This window comes from Blattabacterium cuenoti (assembly GCF_014251995.1).
GTDB classification, from domain to species: domain Bacteria; phylum Bacteroidota; class Bacteroidia; order Flavobacteriales; family Blattabacteriaceae; genus Blattabacterium; species Blattabacterium cuenoti_AE.
This window is the reverse complement of record NZ_CP059205.1, coordinates 348,586-374,691: the sequence shown is the minus strand read 5'-3', so window position 1 is coordinate 374,691 and position 26,106 is coordinate 348,586. Positions and strand designations below refer to the sequence as shown.

The following is a 26,106-nucleotide window of genomic DNA, read 5'->3' as shown; positions in this document are numbered from 1 at the left end:
AAAACATAAAAATTATTATGATAAAAAATGAAAAAATAGCTGTATTTCCCGGTTCTTTTGATCCAATTACTTTAGGACATTATGACATTGTTATTAGAGCTTTGAACTTATTTGATAAAATTGTTATAGCTATTGGTAAGAATTTTAGAAAAAAAACCATGTTTTCTATTCGAAAAAGAAAAGAATGGATTAGAAAAACATTTTGGAAATGTCCTTTTAAAAAAAAAATAGAAGTAGATTCATTTGGTGGATTAACTGTTTCTTTTTGTAAAAAAAAAAAGCAAATTTTTTATTGAGAGGAATTAGAAATCAATTTGATCTTGAATTTGAAAAAGATGTATTATTTGTTAATAATAAATTAAATAACAATAAAGATTTTATTGAAACTATTTATTTTATTTCTTCTTATGAAAAATCTCATATTTGTTCTTCTATTGTAAGAACTATTATTAGTAATGGAGGAGATTATACTACTTTTGTTCCTTCTCCTGTAAGAATAAAATAATAAGATAAAAATAAAATGATCTAATATCTAATATTAGATATTAAAAAATATCTGTATAGAAGAAAATGAAATGATTATATTTCTAAATATCTAATACTTTTAATTTTTCATATTGTTACCCATCCAGCTAAGGATAATTTGTTTTTTTTCCATGTTTATATCCATAAGTTTTACTTTTACTTTATCTCCTAATTGGTAAATTTTTCTTTTTTTTTTACCAATTATGCTATAATTTTTTGAATTAAGAATGTAGGAATCTTCTTTTATATCACGCAATTTAACCATTCCTTCTGTTTGAAATAATAAAATGTCGACATAAACACTCCAATCAGTAAATCCCGTAATAATTCCATAAAATTCTTTTCCTAAAAAATTTTTTATGTATTTTATTTGTATATATTTAAGGAACTCTCTTTCTACATCTATAGCTAATCGTTCTTTATGGCTACAGTGTAGAGATTGTTTTTCATAAAAATCCATGTTTTTTAATCTATATACTGCTGTTTTATTATCTGCATTATTGTTGAGATAATTATCATCATTTAGTAAATAATAATATAACAAACGATGTGCTATTATGTCTGAATATCTCCTTATAGGAGATGTAAAATGAGTGTAGTAGAAAAAGGATAATCCGTAATGCCCTATATTTTTTGTAGTATATTTAGCTTTGCTCATAGCACGAAGAATTAAATTTTCAATCATATTTTGTTCTGGTTTTCCTTTAATTTTTTTTAATAAAGAATTAATAGATTTTTTTAAGTTGTTGGAGTCTAAAAAGTAACCTAAAGGTTCTATAATTTTCTTTATGAAAAATATTTTTTGAAAATCAGGTTTATCATGTACTCTGTAAATAAATATTCTATTAGAAGATTTTTCTTTAAAATTTAAACTAACAAATTCAGAAATTTTATTATTAGCTAATAACATAAACTCTTCTATTAATTTATGAGCATCGTTATTTTTCTCTAAATCCAAAGAAATTGGATTATTTTCATTATCTAAATTAAATTTAACCTCAATCCTATCAAGGTAAATTGCTCCATTTTTTAATCTTTTTCTTGTTAAAATCTTAGAAAAAAAGAATAAATCATTGATTTCTTCGTGAAAATCTCCCTTTTTTTTGTCTATAATTTGTTGGACTTCTTCATATGTAAATTTTCTATTAGATTTTATAATAGTTTTTCCAAACCAATTCTTTAGTATTTTTCCTCGATTGTTTATATTAAAAATATAAGAAAAACTTAACCTTTCTTTTTTAGGTTGTAAAGAAAATAGTTGATTTGATAGTATTTCTGGTAGCATAGGAATTACTTTTCCAGTAAAATAAATGGAAGTAGCACGAGAATATGCTTCTTTGTCTATTAAACTTCCTTCTTTTATATAGTGAGATACATCAGAAATATGAATTCCTATTTCCCAAACATTATTGTCCAATTTTCTAATTGATAATGCATCGTCGAAATCTTTTGCATTTATAGGATCTATAGTGAAAGTATTAATATCTCGCATATCTTTTCTTAAATTCCCATTAAAAAATGAAATTTTTTTTGTTTCTGAATAAATTTTTTCAATTTCGCTTTTTATTTTATTCGAAAATTCATAAGAAATTTCATATTCTTCTAATAAAGAAAACATTTCGGTTGTGTACTCTCCAGATTTACCAAATATTTTTATAATTTTTCCTAAAGGATTTTTCAGTTTTTTAGGCCATGATATAATTTTAACTAAAACTTTATTATTATGATGATGTTTGATAGAATCATTTATCGGAATAAATATATCTACATGAATACTTTTATTATATATAACAACTAATCCATATTTAGAATATGATTTAATTTTTAATATCCCAATAAATTTTTTTGTTTTTCTTTTTACAATTTTCAAAACCTCTCCCTCCATTTTTATTCCCCTTTTATTTCTATATTTTTCATTGAATTTAATTCTTACTAAGTCTCCTTCTAAAGCTCTATTTGTTTTATTTTTTGGAATAAAAATATCTTTTTGAAATTTTTCAATTTTTACAAAAGCGTATCCATTTTTAGTAAAATTGATGTATCCAGTTGTAAAATGGTTATGATGATTGTTATGTTTTTTCTTATTTTTTTTTTCTGATTTCATGATAATAAAACATATTTGATATGTAAAATCATATATATCTTTAAAAAATTTTAAAGTATTAACTAATCTACAAGATTTTGTTTAAAAGAAATCATTTTTCATTTTTATTAAAAATTTGGATACTGAATTTTAATTATTTGTTATATTTGCAATTATCCGTTTTTTACTATATATATCAAAATAAAAATCTTTCTTAAGATGACAGGTAAACGTATATTATATGTTTCTTCAGATCTATTTCCTTTTTCATCAAAAAATCCAATATCTCTATCGGTATTAAAAGCCGCTAAATTTATGCAATCAATAGGAAACGATGTACGTATATTTATGCCTCGTTTTGGAATAATTAATGAAAGAAGACATCAATTACATGAAGTAATCCGTTTGTCGGGTATTAATCTATTGATTAATGATATCGATCAACCATTATTAATAAAAGTAGCATCTATCCCTGATGCAAGATTACAAGTCTATTTTATAGATAATGAAGAATATTTTAAAAGGAAAGCAATATATGAAGATGAAAATGGAGTTTTTTTTCAAGATAATGATGAAAGAGCTTTATTTTTCACAAAAGGGGTGTTAGAAACTGTAAAAAAATTAAATTGGAAACCTAATCTCATCCATATATATGGATGGATAAGTTCCTTTATTCCTTTATATATTAGAAAATTTTATAAACATGATCCTGTATATCAAAATATAAAAATAGTTGTATCTATTTATAACAATCCATTTCAAGGAAAACTGAACAACGAAATTATAAAAAAGATAAAATTGGATAAAATTAAATCAAGAAAATTGAAATTTTTAGAAATCCCAAGTTATTTTAATTTGATTAAACTTTGTATGCATTTTTCAGATGCTATAATAAAAGGAGATTTTTCCTTTCCTAAAGAAATAGAAGACTATATAAAGGTGAAAAAATTTCTAGTATTAAAATATTATCCTGTGGAAAAGATAGAAACAGTTTACCAACAATTTTATAAAGAAAATGTTTTAGTTTAGAATATTAATTTAGAACAATTAAAATAATTTATATATATTGATAAATACTTCTAGTTTTATTAGAATGTGTGGCATAATTGGTTATTTGGGTTATAGAGAAGCTTATCCTATTCTCATTAACGGATTAAAAAAATTGGAATACCGAGGATATGATAGTTCTGGAATTGCTATATTTTATGAAAAAGGATACAGTTTGTGTAAAACGAAAGGAAGAGTTTATGATTTAGAAAAAAAAATATGTTTAAATAAAATAAAAATAAGTGGAACTACTGGAATAGGTCATACAAGATGGGCTACACATGGGATTCCTAATGATTTGAATGCTCATCCTCATGTTTCTAATTCTAACAATCTTATAATAATCCATAATGGAATTGTAGAAAACTATTACGCAATTAAAATTGTTTTATCAAAAAATGGTTTTACTTTCAAAAGTAAAACGGATACGGAAGTTCTTGTAAATTTAATTGAGTTTGTTAAGAAAGAAAATCAGTTATCTTTAGAAGAAGCTGTTAGAATTTCATTAAATGAAATAGTAGGAGCTTATTCTATTGCTGTTGTAGATAAATCTCATCCAGAAACAATTGTTATTGCAAAATTGGGGAGTCCACTTGCTTTGGGGATTAATGACAAAGAATTTTTTATAGCATCTGATCCTATATCTTTCATAGATTATACGAAAAATGCTCTTTATTTAAAGGATGGAGAAATGGCTATTCTTAAAAAAGGAAGAGAATTGGACTTAAGAAAAATTGGGGACAATCATAAATTAAATCCAATTATTGAAAAACTTAAAATAAACTTAAAACAGATAGAAAAGGGAAAGTATAAATATTTCATGTTGAAAGAGATATATGAACAGCCAAAAACTATTTTGGACACTTTGCGTGGAAGATTACTAATTTCAACAAAAGGAAATGAAATCATTTGTATTAATGGGATTGAATCTAATAAAGATGTTTTTATTAATGCTAAATGTATAACTATAGTTGCATGTGGAACTTCATGGCATGCTAGTCTAATTGGAGAATATTTATTGGAAGAGTTAGCTCGTATTCCAGTAGAAGTTGAATATGCTTCAGAATTTCGATATAGAAATCCTATTTTAGATAGGAGAAATGTAATTATTGTAATCTCTCAATCAGGAGAAACAGCTGACACACTAGCTGCTTTAAAATTAGCAAAAAAGAAAGGAGCATTTGTTTTTGGTATTTGCAATGTAGTAGGATCTTCTATTGCGAGAAATGTAGATGCGGGAGTTTATACTCATGCAGGCCCCGAAATTGGAGTAGCGTCTACAAAATCTTTTACCGCACAAATTACGGTTCTTATTTTACTAGCTTTGAAAATAGGAAAATATAGATCAGTTATAAATGAATTACGTTATAAAAATTTATGTCAAGAACTTATATCAATTCCAGAAAAAGTTGATTTTGTTTTAAAAACAGATAATTCCATAAAAAAAATTTCTAAAGAATATTATAATGTTAATAATTTTCTTTATTTAGGAAGAGGTATTAATTTTCCTGTTGCTTTAGAAGGAGCCTTAAAATTAAAAGAAGTATCTTATATTCATGCGGAAGGTTATCCGGCAGCGGAAATGAAACATGGACCTATAGCATTAATTGATTCCAATATGCCGGTAATAATTATTGCTACGAAAAAAGGATTCTATGACAAAATAGTAGGAAACGTACAGGAAATTAAAGCTAGAAAAGGAAAAATTATATCTATAGTTAATGAAGGAGATGTTCAAGTTAGTATGTTATCAGATCATATAATAAAAATTCCTATTATTTCAGAGGAACTTAGTCCTTTAATTACTGTTATTCCTCTTCAGTTATTAGCTTATCAAATAGCTTATATACGGGGAGAAAATGTTGATCAACCAAGAAATTTGGCTAAATCAGTAACGGTAGAATAATAAACTAAATCATATTTGTTTTTTTGTTATTTATATATTTTTCCAAAGCCATTGCCATAGAAGGAAATTCTGGAGTAGGGACTTTTATATCTATTTTTAATCCTGCTTTAGATGCAGCATCTAAGGTATTCTCGCCAAAAGTGGCAATTTTCATTTTATTTTGATCAAACTTAGGAAAATTTTCAAATAAAGATTTAATTTCTGACGGACTGAAAAAAACTAAAATGTCATAATCTATATATCTTAAATCAGATAAATCACTAAAAGTAGTTTTGTATAAAATAGCTCTTTTCCAGAAGATTTTTAGTTTATTCAACATATTTGGAATCTCTGGTTTTAATATGTCTGAAGAAGGCAAAAGGAATTTTTCTTTTTCATTTTTTTTAATATGAGGTAGTATATCCTCAAAAAATTTATTTCCAACATGAATTTTTCTTTTTCTATAAACAATATATTTTTGCAAATAGTAAGCAATTCTATTTGTTTGACAAATATATTTCATAGAAGTTGGAACTTTAAAACGCATAGATTTAGCTATCCTGAAATAATGATCAACAGATTTTTTACTTATGAATAAAATAACGGTAAAATCAGAAAGATTGATTTTCTGTTTTCTCACTTCACTAGACGGTACATCTTTTACTTCTATAAAAGATCTAAAATCAATTTTTACATTTTTGTTTTTACAAAGTTTCAAATATGGAGAGTTAGAACCTCCTTTAATGGGTTGTGAAATAAGAATTTTCATCTCTTATTTTAAGACAAATATATTTTATGATTTAAATTCGCAAATTTAAATAGAAAATCTATATAAAAAAAATTAATAAATATCAAATTCAATCGATTATTAATCGGTAAATATCAAAATAAAAAGGCACAGAGCGGAATCGAACCGCTATAAAAGGTTTTGCAGACCTCTGCCTTTCCATTCGGCCACAGTGCCAGTAATATTGCAATTTATTATATTATTCATATAATGTAACACATATTCTATCTATTTTATTACCTTGTATTGGTGGGTTTTCTTTGCAAATTTTAACTTTTATATGTTTAATTAAAAATTTTTTATATTTGTTCTTGATTTTATGAATTATTCTTCTTGATAAATGTTCGATTAATTTGGAATTAATTTTCATTTCTTTTTTTATAATATAATATAATTCAACATAGTCTATGGTTTCCGATAGTTTATCAGAAATTGATGGTTTATCAAGATTTAATTCAATTTCTACGTTTATGGTATAATAAGATCCAATTTTTTTTTCTTCTAAAAAACATCCATGATATCCAAATAATCTGATATTGTTTAGGGTAATTTTACCCACTACATGAATTATTTATTAATTTTTTATAATTTTCTTCTACTTTTTTCCAGTTAATAATTTTCCAAAAAGAAGAAACGTAATCTGAACGACGATTTTGATATTGAAGGTAATAAGCATGTTCCCAAACATCTAATCCTAATATAGGATAACCTTCACAACCTATTCCGGACATAATAGGATTATCTTGATTTTGTGTAGAACAAATAGCTAATTTTTTTTCTTTTATACATAGCCAAGCCCATCCTGAACCAAAACGATTAATAGCAGCAGCTGAAAACTGGTTTTTAAATGATTCAAAAGAATTAAAATCTTTTACAATTGCATTAGTCATAAAATGGCTAGGATCTGTATAATCATAATTAGGAATTAATATTTCCCAAAAAAGATTATGATTATAAAACCCTCCACTATTATTCCTCAAAGTTGTTGTTTTTGTACAACAACATGATTTTTTCATAATTTTTTCTATAGAAAAATTTTCCATTTCCGTTCCAGAGATACATTTATTTAAATTATTCGTATAAGATGCATGATGCTTTTCATAATGAATTTCCATTGTTTTTCTATCTATATAAGGCTCAAAATCTTTATATGAATAGAGTAATTTCGGAAGTTTGAATGACATAATTATTTTTTTTTGTTAAAAAACAAATATAATTAAAAACTTGATTTTATAATATATTTTATATTTTATGTAATTATTGCTTTTATTCCAGGAAGTATTTTGTTCTTTAAACTTTCTAATAAAGCTCCTCCTCCTGTTGATAAATAACTGATTTTGTTATCACATTTTTCCATTTTTAATGAAGCTATAGAATCTCCTCCTCCTACCAAAGAAAAAGCACCTTTTTCAGTTGTATTTGAAATAGATTTTGCCATAGATTTTGTTCCTAAAGAAAAATTTGAAAATTCAAAAACTCCTACTGGACCGTTCCATAAAATGGTTTTTGATTTTTCTATAATTTCACAAAAACATTTTATAGAATAAGGACCTATATCCAATCCCATCCATCCATCTGGAATGGAGTAAATAGATGATATTCTAGTATTTTCTGTATTTTCAAATGATTTGGAGATAATTACATCTTTTGGAAAAAAGAGTTTTTTTCTTCCTTGACATTTCTCAAGAATTCTTTTTAATTTTTTTTCAATTATTTTTATTTTATTTTTTTCTATTTCTGGAATAGAATTTCCTATTTTTCCTCCTTTTATTTTTATGAAAGGATAAGACATTCCTCCTCCTATTAAAATACTATCTGAAAAATCAATGAGATTTTCAATAATTTCTATTTTGGAAGAAATTTTAGATCCTCCTAATAAAACTGTAATAGGATTATTCCCTTTTCTTAAGAAGAATTGATTCAAAAATTTAATTTCTTTTTGCATAAGAGATCCTATACATTTATTCTTCCTAAAGAATTTAGGAAGAGAAATAATAGAAGAATGTAAACGGTGCGAAACGCTAAAAGCGTCATTTACATAAATATTTCCTAATTTTGATAATTCGAAAGCGAAACTTTCATCATTTTTCTCTTCTTCTTCATGAAAACGGAGATTTTCTAATAATAAAATTTCTCCATTTTTTAGTTTATTGATTCTTTTTTTTACATTTGATCCTATACATTCTTCAATGAAGGAAACAGGAGTATTTAATTTCTCCGACAAAAAAGGAACTAAAAATTTTAAAGAATAATTTTTAGAAGGTTCTCCTTTTGGTCTTCCAAAATGAGAGATAAGGACTATTTTTCCTTCATCAGAAATAATTTTTCTAATAGTAGGAATACTATATTGAATACGTGTATCATCTGTTATTTTATAATATTTATTTACAGGAACATTAAAATCTACTCTTATTAATGCTGTTTGATTTTTAAAATTGAAATCGTTAATAGTTTTAACATTATCCATTTTAATCATAAAAAATAGTATATAGTATTATGGTGGTTATGTTAAGTTATGTAATTACGTATAAAAATATTTTATAATTCGTATAATTCGAACGAAATAATAAATAAATTTATTTCGTGAAACTTTACAAAGTTAATATTAGATTTCGTTTTAAAAAACGAAAAAAAATGAAATTTGTAATTTTTATAATGTATATTTATTTATTTATTTTACATAGTCTAAATCTAGATAGTTTAGTTCTGAAAAATTTTTATGAAAATAGCGATAGGATCTGATCATACAGGAGTATATTATAAATCCTTGATAAAGGATTTTTTAATTAAAATGGGGTATGAAATTAAAGATTTTGGAACCTTTAGTAAAGGAAAAGTAGATTATCCTGATTATGTGCATCCTACAGTTGAATTTGTAAATGAAGAAAAAGCAAATTTAGGAATTATTATATGTGGAAGTGGTAATGGAGCAGCTATGACCGCAAATAAATATAAAAGAATTCGTGCTGCTTTGGTATGGAGGAAAGAAGTGGCTTTTTTAGCAAAAGAGCATAATAATGCTAACGTTATTAGTTTACCAGCTCGTTTTTTAGAAGAAAACGAAGTTTTAGAGATTATAAAAATTTTTTTAAGAACAAAATTCAAAGGTGGAAGACACCAAAAAAGAATAAATAAGATACCAATAAAAGTAAATAAAATAAATGATCCTCAGTAGCTCAGTTGGTTAGAGCACCTGACTGTTAATCAGGATGTCGCTGGTTCGAATCCAGCCTGAGGAGTTTTTTAATTGTAAAAAAAATTAATTAATTGATTAATTTTATGGTAATTAATTTCTTATGAAGATGTGATAAATTATCTTAAAAAATGGAAAATTAATTATAGTAATTGAAATAATTTATTATTCACTAAATTCGTTATAATTTACACTAATTATCAATTTTAATATCCATAAATAAAACGACAAACTAATTGAAGAATTTTTTTTTTTGTTTGAAATAAATCAATATTAAATAATGTAAAATCAAATAATTTAGCATAACTGTTTTCTTTTTTTGCTTTTTTTAAACGTATGTTTATTTGATCTTTTGATTCTTCAAAGCTCCTTTTTATAAGTCTTTCTTTTAGAATTTTCATAGAATTAACCATGATAAATATAGATAAAGAATTATTTGGGTATTGTTTTTTTAAGTTCAATCCTCCTTTAATATCCACATCAAATAAAATATGTTTTTCTGATTTCCAAACTTTTAAAATTTCTTTTTTTAAAGTTCCATAAAATAATTTAGGGTATACCTCTTCCCATTCTGCAAATTGATATTTTTTCACTTTAGAGAAAAAAGAATTCACCGATATAAAATAATAATCTTTCCCATTTTTTTCGTTTTTTCTAATTGATCGAGTGGTACATGAAATAGAAAATTTTAAATCTGGTATCTTTGAAAGGAGATAACGTGAAATAGTAGTTTTTCCAGATCCAGAAGGACCTGATAAAATAATCATTTTTCCTTTTTTCATTATATCTTAATAATTTATTAACTTTGTTTTACAATATGGAAAATTAAATATTTATAATAATCTAAGACATGAAATTGAAAATAGGAGTAGTAGGCGTTACAGGTTTAGTAGGACGTGTTATGATAGATGTTTTAGAAAAAAAAAATCTTTCAATAGAGGAATTATATATTTCAGCTTCTGAAAAATCAATAGGTAAAGAATTTTTTTTTAATAGAAAAAAATATAAAGTTATTAGTTTGCATGATTTATTTCTAAAAAAACCAAATATTGTTTTATTTTCCGCAGGATCAGATTTGTCAAAAAAATGGGCTAAAAGATTTTCAGAAATAGGATCAACTGTTATAGATAATTCTTCAGCATGGAGAATGGATCCTGAAAAAAAATTAATTGTTCCTGAGATAAATGCTTCTTCTTTAAACAAAAAAGATAAAATTATCGCTAATCCAAATTGTTCTACAATACAATTAGTGATGGTCTTATTTCCATTACATATAAAGTATAAAATAAATAGAGTAGTAATTTCTACTTACCAATCAGTGACAGGAACTGGTAAGAAAGCTTTAGATCAGCTAAATCAAGAAAAAGATGGAAATATTAATATCCAAAATAAAATATATCCATATTCTATTTATCAAAATGTTTTACCTCAATGTGATTCTTTCACAGAAAATAATTACACAATAGAAGAAATAAAATTAATAGAAGAGACCAAAAAAATAATGAATGATCAAAATATAAAAGTTACAGCTACGGCTGCACGAGTTCCAGTTATAGGGGGTCATTCAGAAAGTGTAAATATTACATTTGAAAGAAAACCAAACATAGATTGTATTCATAAAATTTTATCTCAAACAAAAGGAATAATTGTTCAAGATAATCCGAAAAAAAATATTTATCCTATGCCATTATATTCTTATAAAAAAGATGAAGTTTTTGTTGGAAGAATACGAAAAGATTTTTCATTTAAAAATTCTATAAATATGTGGATAGTAGCTGATAATTTAAGGAAAGGGGCAGCAACTAATGCAATTCAAATTGCAGAATATTTAATAAATAGAAAATATGTTTAGATTTTTTTTTCAATAATAATAGTGTATTCTCCTAATATTTTATTTGAATTTTTATAATGCAATATTATACTATCTATATTTCCTCTAAGTGTTTCTTGATAAAGTTTAGATATTTCTTTGCAGATTGCAATGTTTCTTTTAACTCCAAAAAATTTTTTCATATCATTTAATGTTCCTAACAATCTATGAGGAGATTCATAACAAACAACAGTTCTATTTTCCTTAGATAAGGTTTCTAATGTAGTTCTTCTTTTTACTTTTTTTTTAGGTAAAAATCCAATAAAAGTAAATTCATTAATGGGAAATCCTGAATTAACCAGTGCTGGAATCAAAGCTGTAGGACCAGGTAAACATTCTATAGAAATAGAAGCGTTTATACAATATTTTATTAGTAAAAATCCTGGATCCGATATACTTGGGGTTCCAGCATTAGATATTAATGCTAGATTTTTTCCTTTTTTCATTTCTTCTACAAGGTTACAAATTATTTTGTGTTCATTATAAATATGATATTTGTTTATTTGATTCTTAATATTATAAAATTTTAATAATTTTCTGGAAATCTTATAACTTTCTACTAACACTAAATCTACTTCCTTTAAAATTCGTAATCCTCTAAAAGTAAAATCTTCTAAATTTCCTATAGGAGTAGGAACAATATATAACATTGTATTTAAAATTTAAAATGTTAATAAATAAATGTATTCAAAAAATATATGAAAAATTCAGTTATTTATGTAACTACAATAAAAATCTATAACTTTTGTATATATATCTTAATAGATCTTTTCAAATTTACTGTTTTTACAGCAACCATATTAGGTTAACATTCTACCAAGTTAATTTTGTAAAAAAAGCTATTTAGAATAATTTTTAGAATTTCATCATCAATTAAAATAGTTAATTTTAATAATAATTTTTACTTATTGTAATAATAATTTTATGAAATAATTAATACTGATGAAATAAATAATAATGAGAGGTAAACAATATATATTTAGAAGTCATTTAGTATCTGGAGATATAATATTTAAATATGATTTAAATGGCTTTTTAAGAGAAGTTATTTTCCCAGAAAAACTTTCTCTTCCGCATTATATTTGGATTGGAAAATATTTACCTTATAACGAATCCATAATTAATAAAATGAAAAATACAAAGGCGGCTTTTTCTATAGAAGAAATTCCTGCAGATTTGTCTTTTAATCGTTTTTGGACAGATTATAAATATAAAGTAGGAAAGAAAAAAATGGCCGAAAATATATGGAATAGAATGTCTTTATCTGATAGAGTAAAAGCTTTATCTTACATTCCAAAGTATTTAGATCATGTTAGAAGAACAGGACATGATCAAGCTTATCCAACCACTTATTTAAATCAAAGATATTTTGATGGATAAGGATATATCAATTATTATTATTTTTTCGATTTTCAATTATAATTTTAATAGCTTGGTCTATATTTAGTGAGTTTGAGCCAAAAAACAACTTATTATCAATTGGAATTGATTGTTTTTTATGTTTAATATAGATATTGTATCTATTTATCTTTAATAAAACTTCTTCTTTTTCAAAAATTCCTAAAGATTTAGGTAATTCAAGAATTTTTAAAGCTTCCTTAAGAGAAATAGTATTGATTTCTTGACTATTCAATAAAGGAGAAAATTTAGGTTTTTCTTTATCTTTAAATTCTCCCATTTGAACAACAGCTCCAAAACGAGCAATTTTAGAAAAAATTTTTCTATTTGATTTAGGGTCAACTCCAAGAAAATATTCTTTTTTTATTTTATTTACATGATCCTTAACATACTGTATTTTTTGATGAAATTCTTTATAAAAATTTTTAATAATATCAGTCCAAATTTCTTTTCCCTTAGCTATTTTATCAAAACTTTCCTCTAAATTTGCTGTAAAATTATAATCTACTATTTTTTCAAAATTTTTCTTCAAAAAATCAGTAGTTACAACTCCTATTTGTGTAGGAAAAAATTTATTTTTTTCAAATTCTGTAATTTTTTCATTTTTTTCTATAATAGAATCTTCTTTTAAAAAGAAATTTTTTCTTGTTTTTATCTTTTTTAAAATTTTTTGTATAATTACATAATTTCTTTTTTGGATAGTAGAAATTATAGGAACATAAGTGGATGGTCGTCCTATTCCTAATTTTTCTAAATCTTTAACTAAAGAAGCTTCATTATATCTATATATCTGATTGGTAAAAATTTGTTTTGCTGTGATTTCTTTTTTTAATAAAAAAGATCCTTTTTTTATTTCAAAAATTTCAGATGCCTCTTTTTTTTGATTTTTTATTTTTAAAAAACCATCAAATAAAATAGTTTTTTTTGTAAAAATAAAGTGATCCTTAAAACAAGATGATTGAATATAAAAAATTTTTTTTTCTATAACAGGATCTTTCATTTGACCCATAATAGTACGATCCCATATAAGTTGATAAAGTCTTTTTTGAAAAATATCTAAAGATTTTAAATAATTTTTATTATTACCATAATCAATTACAGTAGGATGAATAGATTCATGAGCTTCTTGGGAAAATTTTCCTGTTTTTGAAAATTCTTTTATAGATAAATATTCTTTTCCATAAGAAGAAAGTATAAAATTTTTTATTTCTGTCAAAATATCTTTTGATAAGTTAGTACTATCCGTACGGATATATGTAATAAATCCCGTTTCATACAATTTTTGTGCTAGAAACATAGTTTTTGATATAGAAAAATTTAGCTTTTTGTAAGCTTCTTGTTGTAAAGAAGAAGTTGTAAATGGAGGAATAGGAGATAACTTTTCGTTCTTAATAAGAATTTTATCAACTGTAAAAACACTATTTATACATGATAATAAAATGTTTTTCATTTTATCTTTATCTTCAATTTTTTTTTCTAATTTTGCATTAATAACTATTTTTTTTTCATTTGTAAATGTTCCATATACTTGATAAGTTGGTATAGAAAAAATATTTTTGATTTTTTTTTCTTTTTCCACTATAAGTTTTAATGCTGCAGATTGAACTCTTCCTGCAGATAATCCTTTTTTAACTTTTTTCCATAATATAGGAGATAATTCAAATCCTACTAATCTATCTAAAATTCGCCTTGCTTGTTGAGCATAAACTAAATTATAATTAATAGATCTTGGATTTTTTATAGCATTAAAAATGGCTTTTTTTGTAATTTCGTGAAAAACTATTCTTCTGTATCTTTCTTTTGTAAGATTGAAAGTTTTGCAAATTTGGTAAGCAATAGCTTCTCCTTCTCTATCCTCATCAGAGGCTAACCATATAATCTTATAATTCTTTATTAAGTTTTTTAAACTTTTAACTATTTTCCGTTTTTTTGATAAAATAACATAATTAGGTTCAAAGTTTTCTTCTATCTTAATTCCTATCTCTTTTTCTGGAAGATCTACGATATGACCATAACTAGATACTACATAATAGTCTTTTCCTAAGAATACTTGAATAGTATCAGCTTTTTTTGGGGACTCTACTATAACTAAATTGTCTTTCATTAATTAAAAAATTAATTAGATCTTTATTGATTTCTTTCAATAATGAAATTAACCATTATCTCTAATGTTTTTCTGATAGTTCCTTCTGAATAACTCTCTAAAATTTTTAGTGCATTATTACGAAAATTTATCATTTTTTTAGTGGCATATTCTAATCCTCCATATTTTTTTACATAGTAAATTATTTGATTTCTTTTTTTGTCATCATAATTTTTTATAGAGTCCAGTATACATTTTTGGTCTTTTTTTGAAGCATTTTTAATGGTATAAATTAGTGGAAGTGTTATTTTTCTTTCTTTTAAATCTACTCCTATAGGTTTTCCTGTAAAATTATTATTTTTATCTTCATAATCAAATAAATCATCTTTAATTTGAAATGCTATACCAGTAAAAATTCCAAATTTTCTCATTTTTAGTATTGTTTTTTTATCGGCATTAACCGAACGAGCGCCACCTTCACAGGAAGCAGAAATTAAACTTGCTGTTTTATAATAAATTATTTGATTATAAATTTTTTCGGTAATATTTAATTTTTTAGATTCTTCTATTTGCAACAATTCTCCTTCACTCATATTATGGATAGTTTTGCAAATAATCTTTAAAAGATCGTTGTAATTGTTATTTGTAGCTAATAAAAGACTTTTAGATAGTAAATAATCTCCTATCAAAACAGCTGTTTTATTTTTCCATATTGCATTAATAGAAAAAGATCCACGACGAATAGAACTGTTATCTATAACATCATCGTGAACAATTGTTGCTGTATGTATTAATTCTATTAAACAAGCAGTATGATATGTTTTTTTTTGTATTCCTCCTAACATTTTAGCTATTAGAAAAACAAATATAGGACGAATTAATTTTCCTTTTCTATGAGTTAAATAATTATTTATTTGATTAATAAGGGAAATATTACTTTTGATTACATCAAAAAATTGTTTTTCAAATTCTTCAATTTCTTTCTTTATAGGTTCTTTTATTTTCTCTAAAATTATTTTCATAATCTTCTTAATTAAGAAAACATTCTAAATTTTTTCAAAAAAAATTATTATCAAGGTTTTTTTATTAGAATAAAATTGTTATAAAATTAACATAGCATCTCCATAAGAATAAAATCTATATTTTTCTTGAATCGCTATTTGATATGCTTTCATTAGCAATTCAAAACCGGTAAACGCTGCTGTCATCATAATCAATGTTGATTTTGGCATATGAAAATTTGTAATCATAGCATTAGCAATACTGAAATTGTAAGGAGGAAAAATAAATTTATTAGTCCATCCATAAAAAGGATTTAAATTTTTGTTAGATGATACTGAGCTTTCTATTGCTCGCATAGAGGAAGTTCCTACAGCACAAATTCGTTTTTTTTTTTGTATGGCATGATTTATTATGCAACATGTTTCCTTATTTATAAAACATTTTTCAGAATCCATCTTATGTTTTGATATATCTTCCACTTCTACAGGAAAAAAGCTTCCTAATCCTAAATGTAAAGTGATTTCTACTAAATTTATTCCTTTTATTTCTAATTTTTTTAGTAAATGTTTTGAAAAATGTAATCCTGCAGTTGGAGCTGCTACTGATCCTTCTACTTTTGCATATATAGTTTGATAACGAATTTTATCATTTTTTTCTGGATTTCTATTTATATATTTTGGAAGAGGAGTTTTCCCTAATTCTTTTATTTTTTTTATAAGTTCATCATGTGTGCCAATAAAATTAAGTTGTAAAATTCTTCCTCTAGAAGTTGTATTATCTATAACTTCTCCCGTTAGTCCATATCCAAAATTTAATTTATTTCCCACTCTTACTTTTCTTGCAGGATCAACTAAAACATCCCAAGTTCTATCTTCTGAATCTAATTCTCTAAGTAAAAAAACTTCTATTTTTGCCTCTGTTTTTTCTTTATTACCAAATAATCTTGCAGGAAAAACTTTAGTATTATTTAGAATAAAGGTATCTCCATCTTCAAAATATTGATGTAAATCTTTAAAAAGTTTATGTTCTATTTTCTTATTATTTCTATGAATGACCATTAATTTAGATTCATCTCTTTCTTGAGAAGGGAATTTAGCAAGAAGGTCTGAAGGAAATGCAAAATTAAAATCTGAAGTTCTCATATGTAGCATATTATGTAGCATATAATGTTGTATAACTAATAAATTTTATGTAATTAACATAATATTATTGTTGATATAAAAATAGATTATTTTTTTTCAAAAAAAACTTTATTTAATAAAAAAAATGTATAATTGTACTTTTGTTCAATTATTTAATTATTTTTATTAATTATTGTTTGTTTATTTTGTTTTATTGTTATTGTTCTTTATTTATAAAATGATAAAAAAAGCTTCTAGTCCTGGTAAATTTAGGATTTACAACATTTTAAAGATTTTTATATCTTTAAAAAGATTAATTTTCACAACGGAGAGTTTGATCCTGGCTCAGGATGAACGCTAGCGGCGGGCTTAACACATGCAAGTCGAGGGGCAGCATGAAATCTATATTTTGTAGATTTTGATGGCGACCGGCGTACGGGTGCGTAACACGTACGTAACCTGCCTTTTGCAAGAAGATAGCCTGAGGAAACTCGGATTAATATTCTATAATATAATAGAATCGCATGATTTTATTATTAAAGCAGAAATGTGGCAAAAGATGGGCGTGCGTCCGATTAGTTAGTTGGTAGGGTAAAAGCTTACCAAGACTATGATCGGTAGGGGGCCTGAGAGGGCGATCCCCCACACTGGTACTGAGATACGGACCAGACTCCTACGGGAGGCAGCAGTGAGGAATATTGGTCAATGGAGGAAACTCTGAACCAGCCACGCCGCGTGCAGGAAGAATGCCTTACGGGTTGTAAACTGCTTTTGTATAGGAATAAAGATTCTTACGTGATAGGAATTGTGAATGTACTATACGAATAAGTGTCGGCAAACTCCGTGCCAGCAGCCGCGGTAATACGGAGGACACAAGCGTTATCCGGATTTATTGGGTTTAAAGGGTGCGTAGGCGGTTTATTAAGTCAGTAGTGAAATTTTGCAGCTTAACTGTTAAAATTGCTGTTGATACTGGTAAACTTGAGTGAGATTGGAGTAGCTGGAATGTGTGGTGTAGCGGTGAAATGCATAGATATCACACAGAACACCGATCGCGAAAGCAAGTTACTAAGTCTATACTGACGCTGAGGCACGAAAGCGTGGGGAGCAAACAGGATTAGATACCCTGGTAGTCCACGCCGTAAACGATGATCACTAGTTGTTGGATTTGTTTTTTTTCAGTGACTAAGCGAAAGTGATAAGTGATCCACCTGGGGAGTACGGTCGCAAGATTGAAACTCAAAGGAATTGACGGGGGCCCGCACAAGCGGTGGAGCATGTGGTTTAATTCGATGATACGCGAGGAACCTTACCAAGGTTTAAATGTACTACGAATAAGCTAGAAATAGTTTAGTCTTCGGACGGAGTACAAGATGCTGCATGGTTGTCGTCAGCTCGTGCCGTGAGGTGTTGGGTTAAGTCCCTTAACGAGCGCAACCCTTATTGTTAGTTGCCATCAAGTAATGTTGGGGACTCTAGCAAGACTGCCGACGTAAGTCGAGAGGAAGGTGGGGATGACGTCAAATCATCACGGCTCTTATACCTTGGGCTACACACGTGCTACAATGGTCGGTACAAAGAGTTGCTACTGGGTAATCAGAAGCTAATCTCTAAAAGCCGATCTCAGTTCGGATTGGAGTCTGCAACTCGACTCTATGAAGCTGGAATCGCTAGTAATCGCATATCAGCCATGATGCGGTGAATACGTTCCCGGGCCTTGTACACACCGCCCGTCAAGCCATGGAAGTCGGGGATACCTGAAATCGGTGACCGTAAAAGGAGCTGCTTAAGGTAAAATCGATAACTGGGGCTAAGTCGTAACAAGGTAGCCGTACCGGAAGGTGTGGCTGGAACATCTCTTTTTTCAGAGTATTTATTTTTGATAAATCCTTAATTATTAGGCTAGAAGTTTTTTAGATTTATTTATTTTATTATAGAATAAAAAAATTCTAATTAAATATTGGAGATTGATTAATTATATATAATTATATCAGTCTCGTAGCTCAGATGGTTAGAGCGCTACACTGATAATGTAGAGGTCCGCGGTTCAATTCCGCGCGAGACTATTATTATTTTATTGAATTGGCTGGGGGATTAGCTCAGCTGGCCAGAGCGCCTGCTTTGCACGCAGGAGGTCATCGGTTCGATTCCGATATTCTCCATTTTTAAATGAATGTTCTTTGACATACATAATATACATACATATAGGGTATATAAAACTAATTAAGAGCGTATGGTGGATGCCTTGGCTCTGAGAGGCGATGAAGGACGTGATAAGCTGCGATAAGCTGCGGGGATTGGCACATACAATTAGATCCGCAGATTTCCGAATAGGGAAACCTATCATAGACAATAAATAATATGATATTGCTTGTTGAAAGCAAAGCAAACCTAGAGAACTGAAACATCTAAGTATCTAGAGGAAAAGAAAACAATAGTGATTCCGTGAGTAGTGGCGAGCGAAATCGGAAAAGCCCAAACCGTTATAGTCATAGACTATAATGGGGTTGTAGGTCTATATTTAAGGACTATTTTTTTATAGCAGAAAGGTTTGGAAAGGCCTATCATAGAAGGTGATAATCCTGTATGTGAAATAAAAAAATTACCTAATAGTAACCTGATTAGGACGGGACACGAGAAATCCTGTCTGAATCTACCGGGACCATCCGGTAAGGCTAAATACTACTCAGAGACCGATAGTGAACTAGTACCGTGAGGGAAAGGTGAAAAGTACTTCGAATAGAAGGGTGAAATAGATCCTGAAACCATACGCTTACAAACTGTCGGAGCTTTTTCGTGAAGTGACGATGTGCCTTTTGCATAATGAACCTACGAGTTAATTTTTCCGGCAAGGTTAAATAGTTCAGCTATGAAGCCGTAGCGAAAGCGAGTCTGAATAGGGCGTATAGTCGGAAGTATTAGACGCGAAACCGAGTGATCTACCCATGAGCAGGTTGAAGCTGTGGTAACACATAGTGGAGGACCGAACCGGTTGACGTTGAAAAGTCTTCGGATGACTTGTGGGTAGGGGTGAAAGGCCAATCAAACTCGGAGATAGCTCGTACTCCCCGAAATGCATTTAGGTGCAGCATCGTGTTTAAAGTAATACAGAGGTAGAGCTACTGATTGGATGAAGGGGTTTCATCACCTACTAATTCCTGACAAACTCCGAATGCTGTTATTATGTTTCACGGTAGTGAGGGCATGGGTGCTAAGGTCCATGTCCGAGAGGGAAACAACCCAGACCATCAGTTAAGGTCCCCAAGTATATATTAAGTTGAACTAACGAAGTTCAGTTACTCAGACAGCTAGGATGTTAGCTTGGAAGCAGCTATTCATTTAAAGAGTGCGTAACAGCTCACTAGTCGAGTGATTGAGCATGGATAATAATCGGGCATAAATATATCACCGAAACTATGGGATTGATTATTAAAAAATCAATCGGTAGGGGAGCATTGTAATGGCGTAGAAGCTGTGTTGTAAAATATTGTGGAGCTATTACAAAAGAAAATGTAGGTATAAGTAACGATAATGCGGGTGAGAAACCCGCACACCGAAAAACTAAGGGTTCCTCAGCTATGTTAATCAGCTGAGGGTTAGTCGGATCCTAAGGTGAAACCGAAAGGTGTAATCGATGGAAAACCGGTTAATATTCCGGTACTTTCTTTTATTGCGATCGAGGGGACGGAGCTATGAAACTGACGCGTACGGACGGAAGTGTACGTTGAAATAGTTAGGTATAAAATATATTGGAAAATCCGTATATTTTGCTGATCTATGATAGTACCATAACCCTTTGGGGAAGTGGATAGAGCAGGTAAGAGCTTCCAAGAAAAACCTCTAAGCTTCAGGTAAAAGGAATCCGTACCAAAACCGACACAGGTAGTTGAGGAGAGAATCCTAAGGTGCTCGAGTGATTCACGGCTAAGGAACTAGGCAAAATAAACCTGTAACTTCGGAAGAAAGGTAGCCTTTTTTAGAAAGGCCGCAGTGAAGAGTTCCAGGCGACTGTTTATCAAAAACATAGGACTCTGCTAAATTGAAAAATGATGTATAGGGTCTGACACCTGCCCAGTACTGGAAGGTTAAAGAAGAAAGTAAGTTTCGACAAAGCTTTCAACTGAAGCCCCAGTAAACGGCGGCCGTAACTATAACGGTCCTAAGGTAGCGAAATTCCTTGTCGGGTAAGTTCCGACCTGCACGAATGGTGTAACGATCTGGAAACTGTCTGCGTATGGTGGATGCCTTGGCTCTGAGAGGCGATGAAGGACGTGATAAGCTGCGATAAGCTGCGGGGATTGGCACATACAATTAGATCCGCAGATTTCCGAATAGGGAAACCTATCATAGACAATAAATAATATGATATTGCTTGTTGAAAGCAAAGCAAACCTAGAGAACTGAAACATCTAAGTATCTAGAGGAAAAGAAAACAATAGTGATTCCGTGAGTAGTGGCGAGCGAAATCGGAAAAGCCCAAACCGTTATAGTCATAGACTATAATGGGGTTGTAGGTCTATATTTAAGGACTATTTTTTTATAGCAGAAAGGTTTGGAAAGGCCTATCATAGAAGGTGATAATCCTGTATGTGAAATAAAAAAATTACCTAATAGTAACCTGATTAGGACGGGACACGAGAAATCCTGTCTGAATCTACCGGGACCATCCGGTAAGGCTAAATACTACTCAGAGACCGATAGTGAACTAGTACCGTGAGGGAAAGGTGAAAAGTACTTCGAATAGAAGGGTGAAATAGATCCTGAAACCATACGCTTACAAACTGTCGGAGCTTTTTCGTGAAGTGACGATGTGCCTTTTGCATAATGAACCTACGAGTTAATTTTTCCGGCAAGGTTAAATAGTTCAGCTATGAAGCCGTAGCGAAAGCGAGTCTGAATAGGGCGTATAGTCGGAAGTATTAGACGCGAAACCGAGTGATCTACCCATGAGCAGGTTGAAGCTGTGGTAACACATAGTGGAGGACCGAACCGGTTGACGTTGAAAAGTCTTCGGATGACTTGTGGGTAGGGGTGAAAGGCCAATCAAACTCGGAGATAGCTCGTACTCCCCGAAATGCATTTAGGTGCAGCATCGTGTTTAAAGTAATACAGAGGTAGAGCTACTGATTGGATGAAGGGGTTTCATCACCTACTAATTCCTGACAAACTCCGAATGCTGTTATTATGTTTCACGGTAGTGAGGGCATGGGTGCTAAGGTCCATGTCCGAGAGGGAAACAACCCAGACCATCAGTTAAGGTCCCCAAGTATATATTAAGTTGAACTAACGAAGTTCAGTTACTCAGACAGCTAGGATGTTAGCTTGGAAGCAGCTATTCATTTAAAGAGTGCGTAACAGCTCACTAGTCGAGTGATTGAGCATGGATAATAATCGGGCATAAATATATCACCGAAACTATGGGATTGATTATTAAAAAATCAATCGGTAGGGGAGCATTGTAATGGCGTAGAAGCTGTGTTGTAAAATATTGTGGAGCTATTACAAAAGAAAATGTAGGTATAAGTAACGATAATGCGGGTGAGAAACCCGCACACCGAAAAACTAAGGGTTCCTCAGCTATGTTAATCAGCTGAGGGTTAGTCGGATCCTAAGGTGAAACCGAAAGGTGTAATCGATGGAAAACCGGTTAATATTCCGGTACTTTCTTTTATTGCGATCGAGGGGACGGAGCTATGAAACTGACGCGTACGGACGGAAGTGTACGTTGAAATAGTTAGGTATAAAATATATTGGAAAATCCGTATATTTTGCTGATCTATGATAGTACCATAACCCTTTGGGGAAGTGGATAGAGCAGGTAAGAGCTTCCAAGAAAAACCTCTAAGCTTCAGGTAAAAGGAATCCGTACCAAAACCGACACAGGTAGTTGAGGAGAGAATCCTAAGGTGCTCGAGTGATTCACGGCTAAGGAACTAGGCAAAATAAACCTGTAACTTCGGAAGAAAGGTAGCCTTTTTTAGAAAGGCCGCAGTGAAGAGTTCCAGGCGACTGTTTATCAAAAACATAGGACTCTGCTAAATTGAAAAATGATGTATAGGGTCTGACACCTGCCCAGTACTGGAAGGTTAAAGAAGAAAGTAAGTTTCGACAAAGCTTTCAACTGAAGCCCCAGTAAACGGCGGCCGTAACTATAACGGTCCTAAGGTAGCGAAATTCCTTGTCGGGTAAGTTCCGACCTGCACGAATGGTGTAACGATCTGGAAACTGTCTCAGCCGTGAGCTCGGTGAAATTGTAATATCGGTGAAGATGCCGATTACTCGCAATGGGACGAAAAGACCCCGTGAACCTTTACTATAGCTTCGTATTGATTTTGATTGAAAAATGTGTAGGATAGGTGGGAAACATTGAAGCATTGTCGCTAGGTAATGTGGAGTTGTCCTTGAAATACCACCCTTTTTTTAGTTGAAATCTAACTCAATTATAAAAGTTGAGAACATTGCGTGGTGGGTAGTTTGACTGGGGTGGTCGCCTCCAAAAAAGTAACGGAGGCTCCCAAAGGTACCCTCAACACGTTTGGTAATCGTGTGTAGAGTGTAATGGCATAAGGGTGCTTGACTGTGAGACCAACAAGTCGATCAGGTACGAAAGTAGGGCATAGTGATCCGGTGGTTCCGAATGGAAGGGCCATCGCTCAAAGGATAAAAGGTACTCCGGGGATAACAGGCTAGTCTCCCCCAAGAGCTCACATCGACGGGGAGGTTCGGCACCTCGATGTCGGCTCGTCACATCCTGGGGCTGAAGAAGGTCCCAAGGGTTGGGCTGTTCGCCCATTAAAGTGGCACGCGAGCTGGGTTCAGAACGTCGTGAGACAGTTCGGTCTCTATCTATTGCGAGCGTTAGAAGCTTGAGTGGACCTGATTCTAGTACGAGAGGACCGAATTGGACGAACCTCTGGTGTATCAGTTGTATCGCCAGGTGCATCGCTGAGTAGCTAAGTTCGGAAGAGATAAGCACTGAAAGCATATAAGTGCGAAACTCACCACAAGATTAGGCTTCTTTATAAAGGGTCGTTGCAGATGACAACGTTGATAGGCTATAAGTGTAAAGGCAGTAATGTCATAGCTAAGTAGTACTAATTACCCGTAAGTTTTATTATATTCCTTGAAATGTATATTATGTCATGTCATTTTTAAAAATAAAAATGAAAAATTAAACTATAAAAAACAATTTTTTTAAATTGGGTGGTTATGGCAATATGGTCCCACCTCTTCCCATTCCGAACAGAGAAGTGAAACATATTTGCGCTGATGGTACTGGTTATTCCGGGAGAGTAAGTCGCCGCCCATTTCTAATACTACTACACTATTTTCAAAAAAAAAAGTAAAAAGCGAAGAAAATAAAATAATTAGAATCTACTTACTAGAGCATACTTTCTGAGTATAAATCTCTATTTTTTGTTTCTGCGCGGAGAATACTTTCACTTCTATAATAATAAAGACTTTTTAATCCTATTTTCCAAGCTTCAAGATGAACCTTATTTATGTATTTCGCAGGAGTGTTTTGATGAAAAGAAAGATTAATACTTTGACCTTGATCAATATATTTTTGCCGTATACGAGCTTGTTTAAGTAATTCCAATTGATTGATTTCTTTAAAACATCTAAAAACATTTTTTTGTTCTTCATTAAGAGCTTTTAATCCAAGACAGGATCCTTTTTCATTAGCTATTTGTTCCCAAACTTCTGGAAGATTATATCCATTTTTTATAAGTATATTTTCCAAATAAGGATTTTTTCGAATATGCATTCCTTTTGAATCATCATCTACATAAATATTTGCGGCTAAAGGTTCTACTCCTTGAGAGAGCCCCCCAGCTAATTTAGCAGAACTTCTATTTGGGGCTATTGCCATTACAGTTAAATTCCTTTTTCCTGTTCCTATATTCCATTCAGATTCTCCATATTCTTTAGCTAAATATTGAGTAGCTTTTTGAGATTCTGATTGTATTTCCCTAAATATATTATGCGTTAATATTTCAGATTTAACAGAGATAAAAGGAATCATATTAGATTGTAAATAAGAATGCCAACCTAATGCACCTAGACCTAAAGCTCTACTTTTTTCTGCAAAACGAACAGCATCCTCAATTCCCTTTATATTCTTTCCCTTATCAATAAATTCTTGTAAAACAGCATCAAGAAATAAAATAGCATAAAAAACAGTTTTCGTATTTTTCCATTCTATATACTTATAAAGATTTAAAGAAGAAAGACAACATACAAGCGTATGATTTTCATCTGTAGGCAACATAATTTCCGAACAAAGATTACTATGATGTATTCTTAATCCATGTTTTTTCCAATTATCAGGAAGATTTTTATTAGCATTATCCTCAAAAAAAAGATACGGCTCTCCAGTTTTCACACGTTCTTTAAGAGTATTTATCCAAAGAATTCGTTCTTTCCCATTTCTTTTCAAAACTTTTTCCATAAAAGAATTAGAAATTATTACACCTTGATGAACATTATGACATTGACGATTAACATCTCCTTTAGGTTCTCTTATTCTCATAAATTCTGGATATTCTTTATGTTCTATATTTAAATAAATAGCTACAGCACCTCTTCGTGTCCTACCTTGTTTACTAGCCACAATTGTACTATCGTATGATTTTATAAAAGGAATAATACCGTCAGAAACTCCCAATGTTCCATTTTTTATAGGACTTCCTATAGATCTAACTAAACTAAAATCATATGATGTTCCTCCTCCATGTTTGCTTAAAATCGCCATTTCTAAGTTTTTTCTGTATATTTCATACATACTATCTCCAATTCTTCCTGAAAAACAACTAATAGGTAATCCTTTTTCTGTTCCTAGATTTACCATAACTGGCGTAGAAGGAATAAGCCATCCTTTCCAAAAAATGTTAAAAAATTCTTTTTCTATTTTTGGTTTCTTAAGAATTTTTGCTGCATTTTTAGCTAGTCTTTTATATGCTTCAAATGGAGTTTCTCCATCTAGTAAATATCCACCTGTAATTGTAGTCAAATATAATTCATTATTAGCCCAAACAGGAAAGTCTTTTTCAACTTTCCATCCTTCTTTTTCTGCAATAGGGTGTGTTTTCATTTTTTTTCTTTAATAAAA

General features: G+C 29.6%; 16 protein-coding genes, 4 tRNA genes, 3 rRNA genes and 1 pseudogene. 12 read left to right on the top strand and 12 right to left on the bottom strand.

Annotated features, from left to right (window positions below; genetic code table 11):
• The first annotated feature begins 17 nt into the window (after positions 1 to 17).
• Positions 18 to 505 (top strand): annotated as a pseudogene (coaD, locus tag H0H51_RS01730) (pantetheine-phosphate adenylyltransferase).
• A gap of 99 nt (positions 506 to 604) precedes the next feature.
• Here coaD and rnr read toward each other — a convergent pair.
• Positions 605 to 2,629 carry a ribonuclease R gene (rnr, locus tag H0H51_RS01725; RefSeq protein ID WP_185876615.1) on the bottom strand — a complete coding sequence of 675 codons (2,025 nt, stop codon included), beginning with the start codon at positions 2,627 to 2,629 and terminating at the stop codon, positions 605 to 607.
• A 198-nt stretch (positions 2,630 to 2,827) separates the two neighbouring features.
• Here rnr and H0H51_RS01720 point away from each other — a divergent pair, with 198 nt between their 5' ends.
• Both H0H51_RS01720 and glmS read left to right on the top strand, forming a co-directional pair.
• Positions 2,828 to 3,637 carry a glycogen/starch synthase gene (locus H0H51_RS01720; RefSeq protein ID WP_185876614.1) on the top strand — a complete coding sequence of 270 codons (810 nt, stop codon included), beginning with the start codon at positions 2,828 to 2,830 and terminating at the stop codon, positions 3,635 to 3,637.
• A 64-nt stretch (positions 3,638 to 3,701) separates the two neighbouring features.
• Positions 3,702 to 5,561: a glutamine--fructose-6-phosphate transaminase (isomerizing) gene (gene glmS / locus H0H51_RS01715; protein ID WP_185876613.1), complete on the top strand. Its 1,860-nt coding sequence runs from the start codon at positions 3,702 to 3,704 to the stop codon at positions 5,559 to 5,561.
• A 4-nt stretch (positions 5,562 to 5,565) separates the two neighbouring features.
• Here the strand turns inward: glmS and H0H51_RS01710 are convergent, their stop codons facing one another.
• The 5 genes from H0H51_RS01710 to H0H51_RS01690 all read right to left on the bottom strand — a co-directional run bounded on the left by H0H51_RS01710 (position 5,566) and on the right by H0H51_RS01690 (position 8,794).
• The gene (locus tag H0H51_RS01710) at positions 5,566 to 6,309 is read right to left on the bottom strand and encodes a uroporphyrinogen-III synthase (protein ID WP_185876612.1); all 744 of its coding nucleotides are present in this window, start codon (positions 6,307 to 6,309) and stop codon (positions 5,566 to 5,568) included.
• A gap of 124 nt (positions 6,310 to 6,433) precedes the next feature.
• Positions 6,434 to 6,504, bottom strand: a tRNA-Cys gene (locus tag H0H51_RS01705).
• A gap of 22 nt (positions 6,505 to 6,526) precedes the next feature.
• Positions 6,527 to 6,886, bottom strand: coding sequence for a dihydroneopterin aldolase (gene folB / locus H0H51_RS01700; protein ID WP_185876611.1), 360 nt, complete (start codon positions 6,884 to 6,886; stop codon positions 6,527 to 6,529).
• Positions 6,879 to 7,511, bottom strand: coding sequence for a superoxide dismutase (locus tag H0H51_RS01695; RefSeq protein ID WP_185876610.1), 633 nt, complete (start codon positions 7,509 to 7,511; stop codon positions 6,879 to 6,881). The genes folB and H0H51_RS01695 overlap by 8 nt, the downstream gene beginning before the upstream one ends.
• Positions 7,512 to 7,576: 65 nt before the next feature.
• Entirely contained in the window at positions 7,577 to 8,794 is a 1,218-nt protein-coding gene (locus H0H51_RS01690) for a phosphoglycerate kinase (RefSeq protein WP_185877120.1), read from the bottom strand.
• A gap of 252 nt (positions 8,795 to 9,046) precedes the next feature.
• On the opposite strand from H0H51_RS01690, the gene H0H51_RS01685 reads away from it, so the two are divergent.
• Together H0H51_RS01685 and H0H51_RS01680 are read left to right on the top strand one after the other, a co-directional pair.
• Positions 9,047 to 9,502, top strand: a complete 456-nt coding sequence (locus H0H51_RS01685) for an RpiB/LacA/LacB family sugar-phosphate isomerase (protein ID WP_185876609.1) — start codon at positions 9,047 to 9,049, stop codon at positions 9,500 to 9,502.
• Positions 9,493 to 9,566, top strand: a tRNA-Asn gene (locus tag H0H51_RS01680). Before H0H51_RS01685 ends, H0H51_RS01680 begins: the two co-directional genes overlap by 10 nt.
• Positions 9,567 to 9,726: 160 nt before the next feature.
• Here H0H51_RS01680 and gmk read toward each other — a convergent pair.
• Complete coding sequence (gene gmk, locus H0H51_RS01675; protein ID WP_185876608.1) at positions 9,727 to 10,302, bottom strand: guanylate kinase; 576 nt, start codon at positions 10,300 to 10,302, stop codon at positions 9,727 to 9,729.
• A 74-nt stretch (positions 10,303 to 10,376) separates the two neighbouring features.
• Between gmk and H0H51_RS01670 the strand changes: the two genes are divergently transcribed.
• Positions 10,377 to 11,372 carry an aspartate-semialdehyde dehydrogenase gene (locus H0H51_RS01670; RefSeq protein ID WP_185877119.1) on the top strand — a complete coding sequence of 332 codons (996 nt, stop codon included), beginning with the start codon at positions 10,377 to 10,379 and terminating at the stop codon, positions 11,370 to 11,372.
• On the opposite strand, the gene rsmI is transcribed toward H0H51_RS01670, so the two are convergent.
• Positions 11,369 to 12,040, bottom strand: a complete 672-nt coding sequence (rsmI, locus tag H0H51_RS01665) for a 16S rRNA (cytidine(1402)-2'-O)-methyltransferase (RefSeq protein ID WP_185876607.1) — start codon at positions 12,038 to 12,040, stop codon at positions 11,369 to 11,371. The two genes, H0H51_RS01670 and rsmI, sit on opposite strands and share 4 nt — an antisense overlap.
• Positions 12,041 to 12,347: 307 nt before the next feature.
• Between rsmI and H0H51_RS01660 the strand changes: the two genes are divergently transcribed.
• The gene (locus H0H51_RS01660; protein WP_185876606.1) at positions 12,348 to 12,770 is read left to right on the top strand and encodes a hypothetical protein; all 423 of its coding nucleotides are present in this window, start codon (positions 12,348 to 12,350) and stop codon (positions 12,768 to 12,770) included.
• Positions 12,771 to 12,777: 7 nt separating this feature from the next.
• Here the strand turns inward: H0H51_RS01660 and topA are convergent, their stop codons facing one another.
• The 3 genes from topA to queA form a co-directional block, all read right to left on the bottom strand.
• Positions 12,778 to 14,892 carry a type I DNA topoisomerase gene (gene topA / locus H0H51_RS01655; protein WP_185876605.1) on the bottom strand — a complete coding sequence of 705 codons (2,115 nt, stop codon included), beginning with the start codon at positions 14,890 to 14,892 and terminating at the stop codon, positions 12,778 to 12,780.
• A gap of 23 nt (positions 14,893 to 14,915) precedes the next feature.
• A complete protein-coding gene (locus H0H51_RS01650) occupies positions 14,916 to 15,893 on the bottom strand; it encodes a polyprenyl synthetase family protein (protein ID WP_185876604.1) in 978 nt (325 codons plus the stop codon).
• Between the two features lie 78 nt (positions 15,894 to 15,971).
• The gene (gene queA, locus H0H51_RS01645; RefSeq protein ID WP_185876603.1) at positions 15,972 to 17,015 is read right to left on the bottom strand and encodes a tRNA preQ1(34) S-adenosylmethionine ribosyltransferase-isomerase QueA; all 1,044 of its coding nucleotides are present in this window, start codon (positions 17,013 to 17,015) and stop codon (positions 15,972 to 15,974) included.
• 301 nt (positions 17,016 to 17,316) lie between these two features.
• Here queA and H0H51_RS01640 point away from each other — a divergent pair.
• The 5 genes from H0H51_RS01640 to rrf all read left to right on the top strand — a co-directional run bounded on the left by H0H51_RS01640 (position 17,317) and on the right by rrf (position 24,303).
• Positions 17,317 to 18,857, top strand: a 16S ribosomal RNA gene (locus H0H51_RS01640).
• Between the two features lie 129 nt (positions 18,858 to 18,986).
• Positions 18,987 to 19,060 (top strand) — tRNA-Ile (locus H0H51_RS01635).
• Between the two features lie 22 nt (positions 19,061 to 19,082).
• Positions 19,083 to 19,156 (top strand) — tRNA-Ala (locus tag H0H51_RS01630).
• Positions 19,157 to 21,228: 2,072 nt separating this feature from the next.
• A 23S ribosomal RNA gene (locus H0H51_RS03030) occupies positions 21,229 to 24,105 on the top strand.
• Positions 24,106 to 24,193: 88 nt separating this feature from the next.
• Positions 24,194 to 24,303: ribosomal RNA gene (gene rrf, locus H0H51_RS01620) — 5S ribosomal RNA — on the top strand.
• 72 nt (positions 24,304 to 24,375) lie between these two features.
• Here rrf and H0H51_RS01615 read toward each other — a convergent pair.
• Positions 24,376 to 26,088: a ribonucleoside-diphosphate reductase subunit alpha gene (locus tag H0H51_RS01615; RefSeq protein WP_185876602.1), complete on the bottom strand. Its 1,713-nt coding sequence runs from the start codon at positions 26,086 to 26,088 to the stop codon at positions 24,376 to 24,378.
• Between the last annotated feature and the right edge of the window lie 18 nt (positions 26,089 to 26,106).

What these genes read in the sequence shown, in the direction of transcription:
- queA (WP_185876603.1), bottom strand. Translation starts at nt 17,015, where the DNA reads ATGAGAACTTCAGATTTTAATTTTGCATTTCCTTCAGACCTTCTTGCT.
- rnr (WP_185876615.1), bottom strand. Translation starts at nt 2,629, where the DNA reads ATGAAATCAGAAAAAAAAAATAAGAAAAAACATAACAATCATCATAAC.
- H0H51_RS01685 (WP_185876609.1), top strand. Translation starts at nt 9,047, where the DNA reads ATGAAAATAGCGATAGGATCTGATCATACAGGAGTATATTATAAATCC.
- H0H51_RS01710 (WP_185876612.1), bottom strand. Translation starts at nt 6,309, where the DNA reads ATGAAAATTCTTATTTCACAACCCATTAAAGGAGGTTCTAACTCTCCA.
- H0H51_RS01650 (WP_185876604.1), bottom strand. Translation starts at nt 15,893, where the DNA reads ATGAAAATAATTTTAGAGAAAATAAAAGAACCTATAAAGAAAGAAATT.
- H0H51_RS01720 (WP_185876614.1), top strand. Translation starts at nt 2,828, where the DNA reads ATGACAGGTAAACGTATATTATATGTTTCTTCAGATCTATTTCCTTTT.
- H0H51_RS01695 (WP_185876610.1), bottom strand. Translation starts at nt 7,511, where the DNA reads ATGTCATTCAAACTTCCGAAATTACTCTATTCATATAAAGATTTTGAG.
- gmk (WP_185876608.1), bottom strand. Translation starts at nt 10,302, where the DNA reads ATGAAAAAAGGAAAAATGATTATTTTATCAGGTCCTTCTGGATCTGGA.
- topA (WP_185876605.1), bottom strand. Translation starts at nt 14,892, where the DNA reads ATGAAAGACAATTTAGTTATAGTAGAGTCCCCAAAAAAAGCTGATACT.
- rsmI (WP_185876607.1), bottom strand. Translation starts at nt 12,040, where the DNA reads ATGTTATATATTGTTCCTACTCCTATAGGAAATTTAGAAGATTTTACT.
- H0H51_RS01660 (WP_185876606.1), top strand. Translation starts at nt 12,348, where the DNA reads ATGAGAGGTAAACAATATATATTTAGAAGTCATTTAGTATCTGGAGAT.
- H0H51_RS01615 (WP_185876602.1), bottom strand. Translation starts at nt 26,088, where the DNA reads ATGAAAACACACCCTATTGCAGAAAAAGAAGGATGGAAAGTTGAAAAA.
- glmS (WP_185876613.1), top strand. Translation starts at nt 3,702, where the DNA reads ATGTGTGGCATAATTGGTTATTTGGGTTATAGAGAAGCTTATCCTATT.
- H0H51_RS01690 (WP_185877120.1), bottom strand. Translation starts at nt 8,794, where the DNA reads ATGGATAATGTTAAAACTATTAACGATTTCAATTTTAAAAATCAAACA.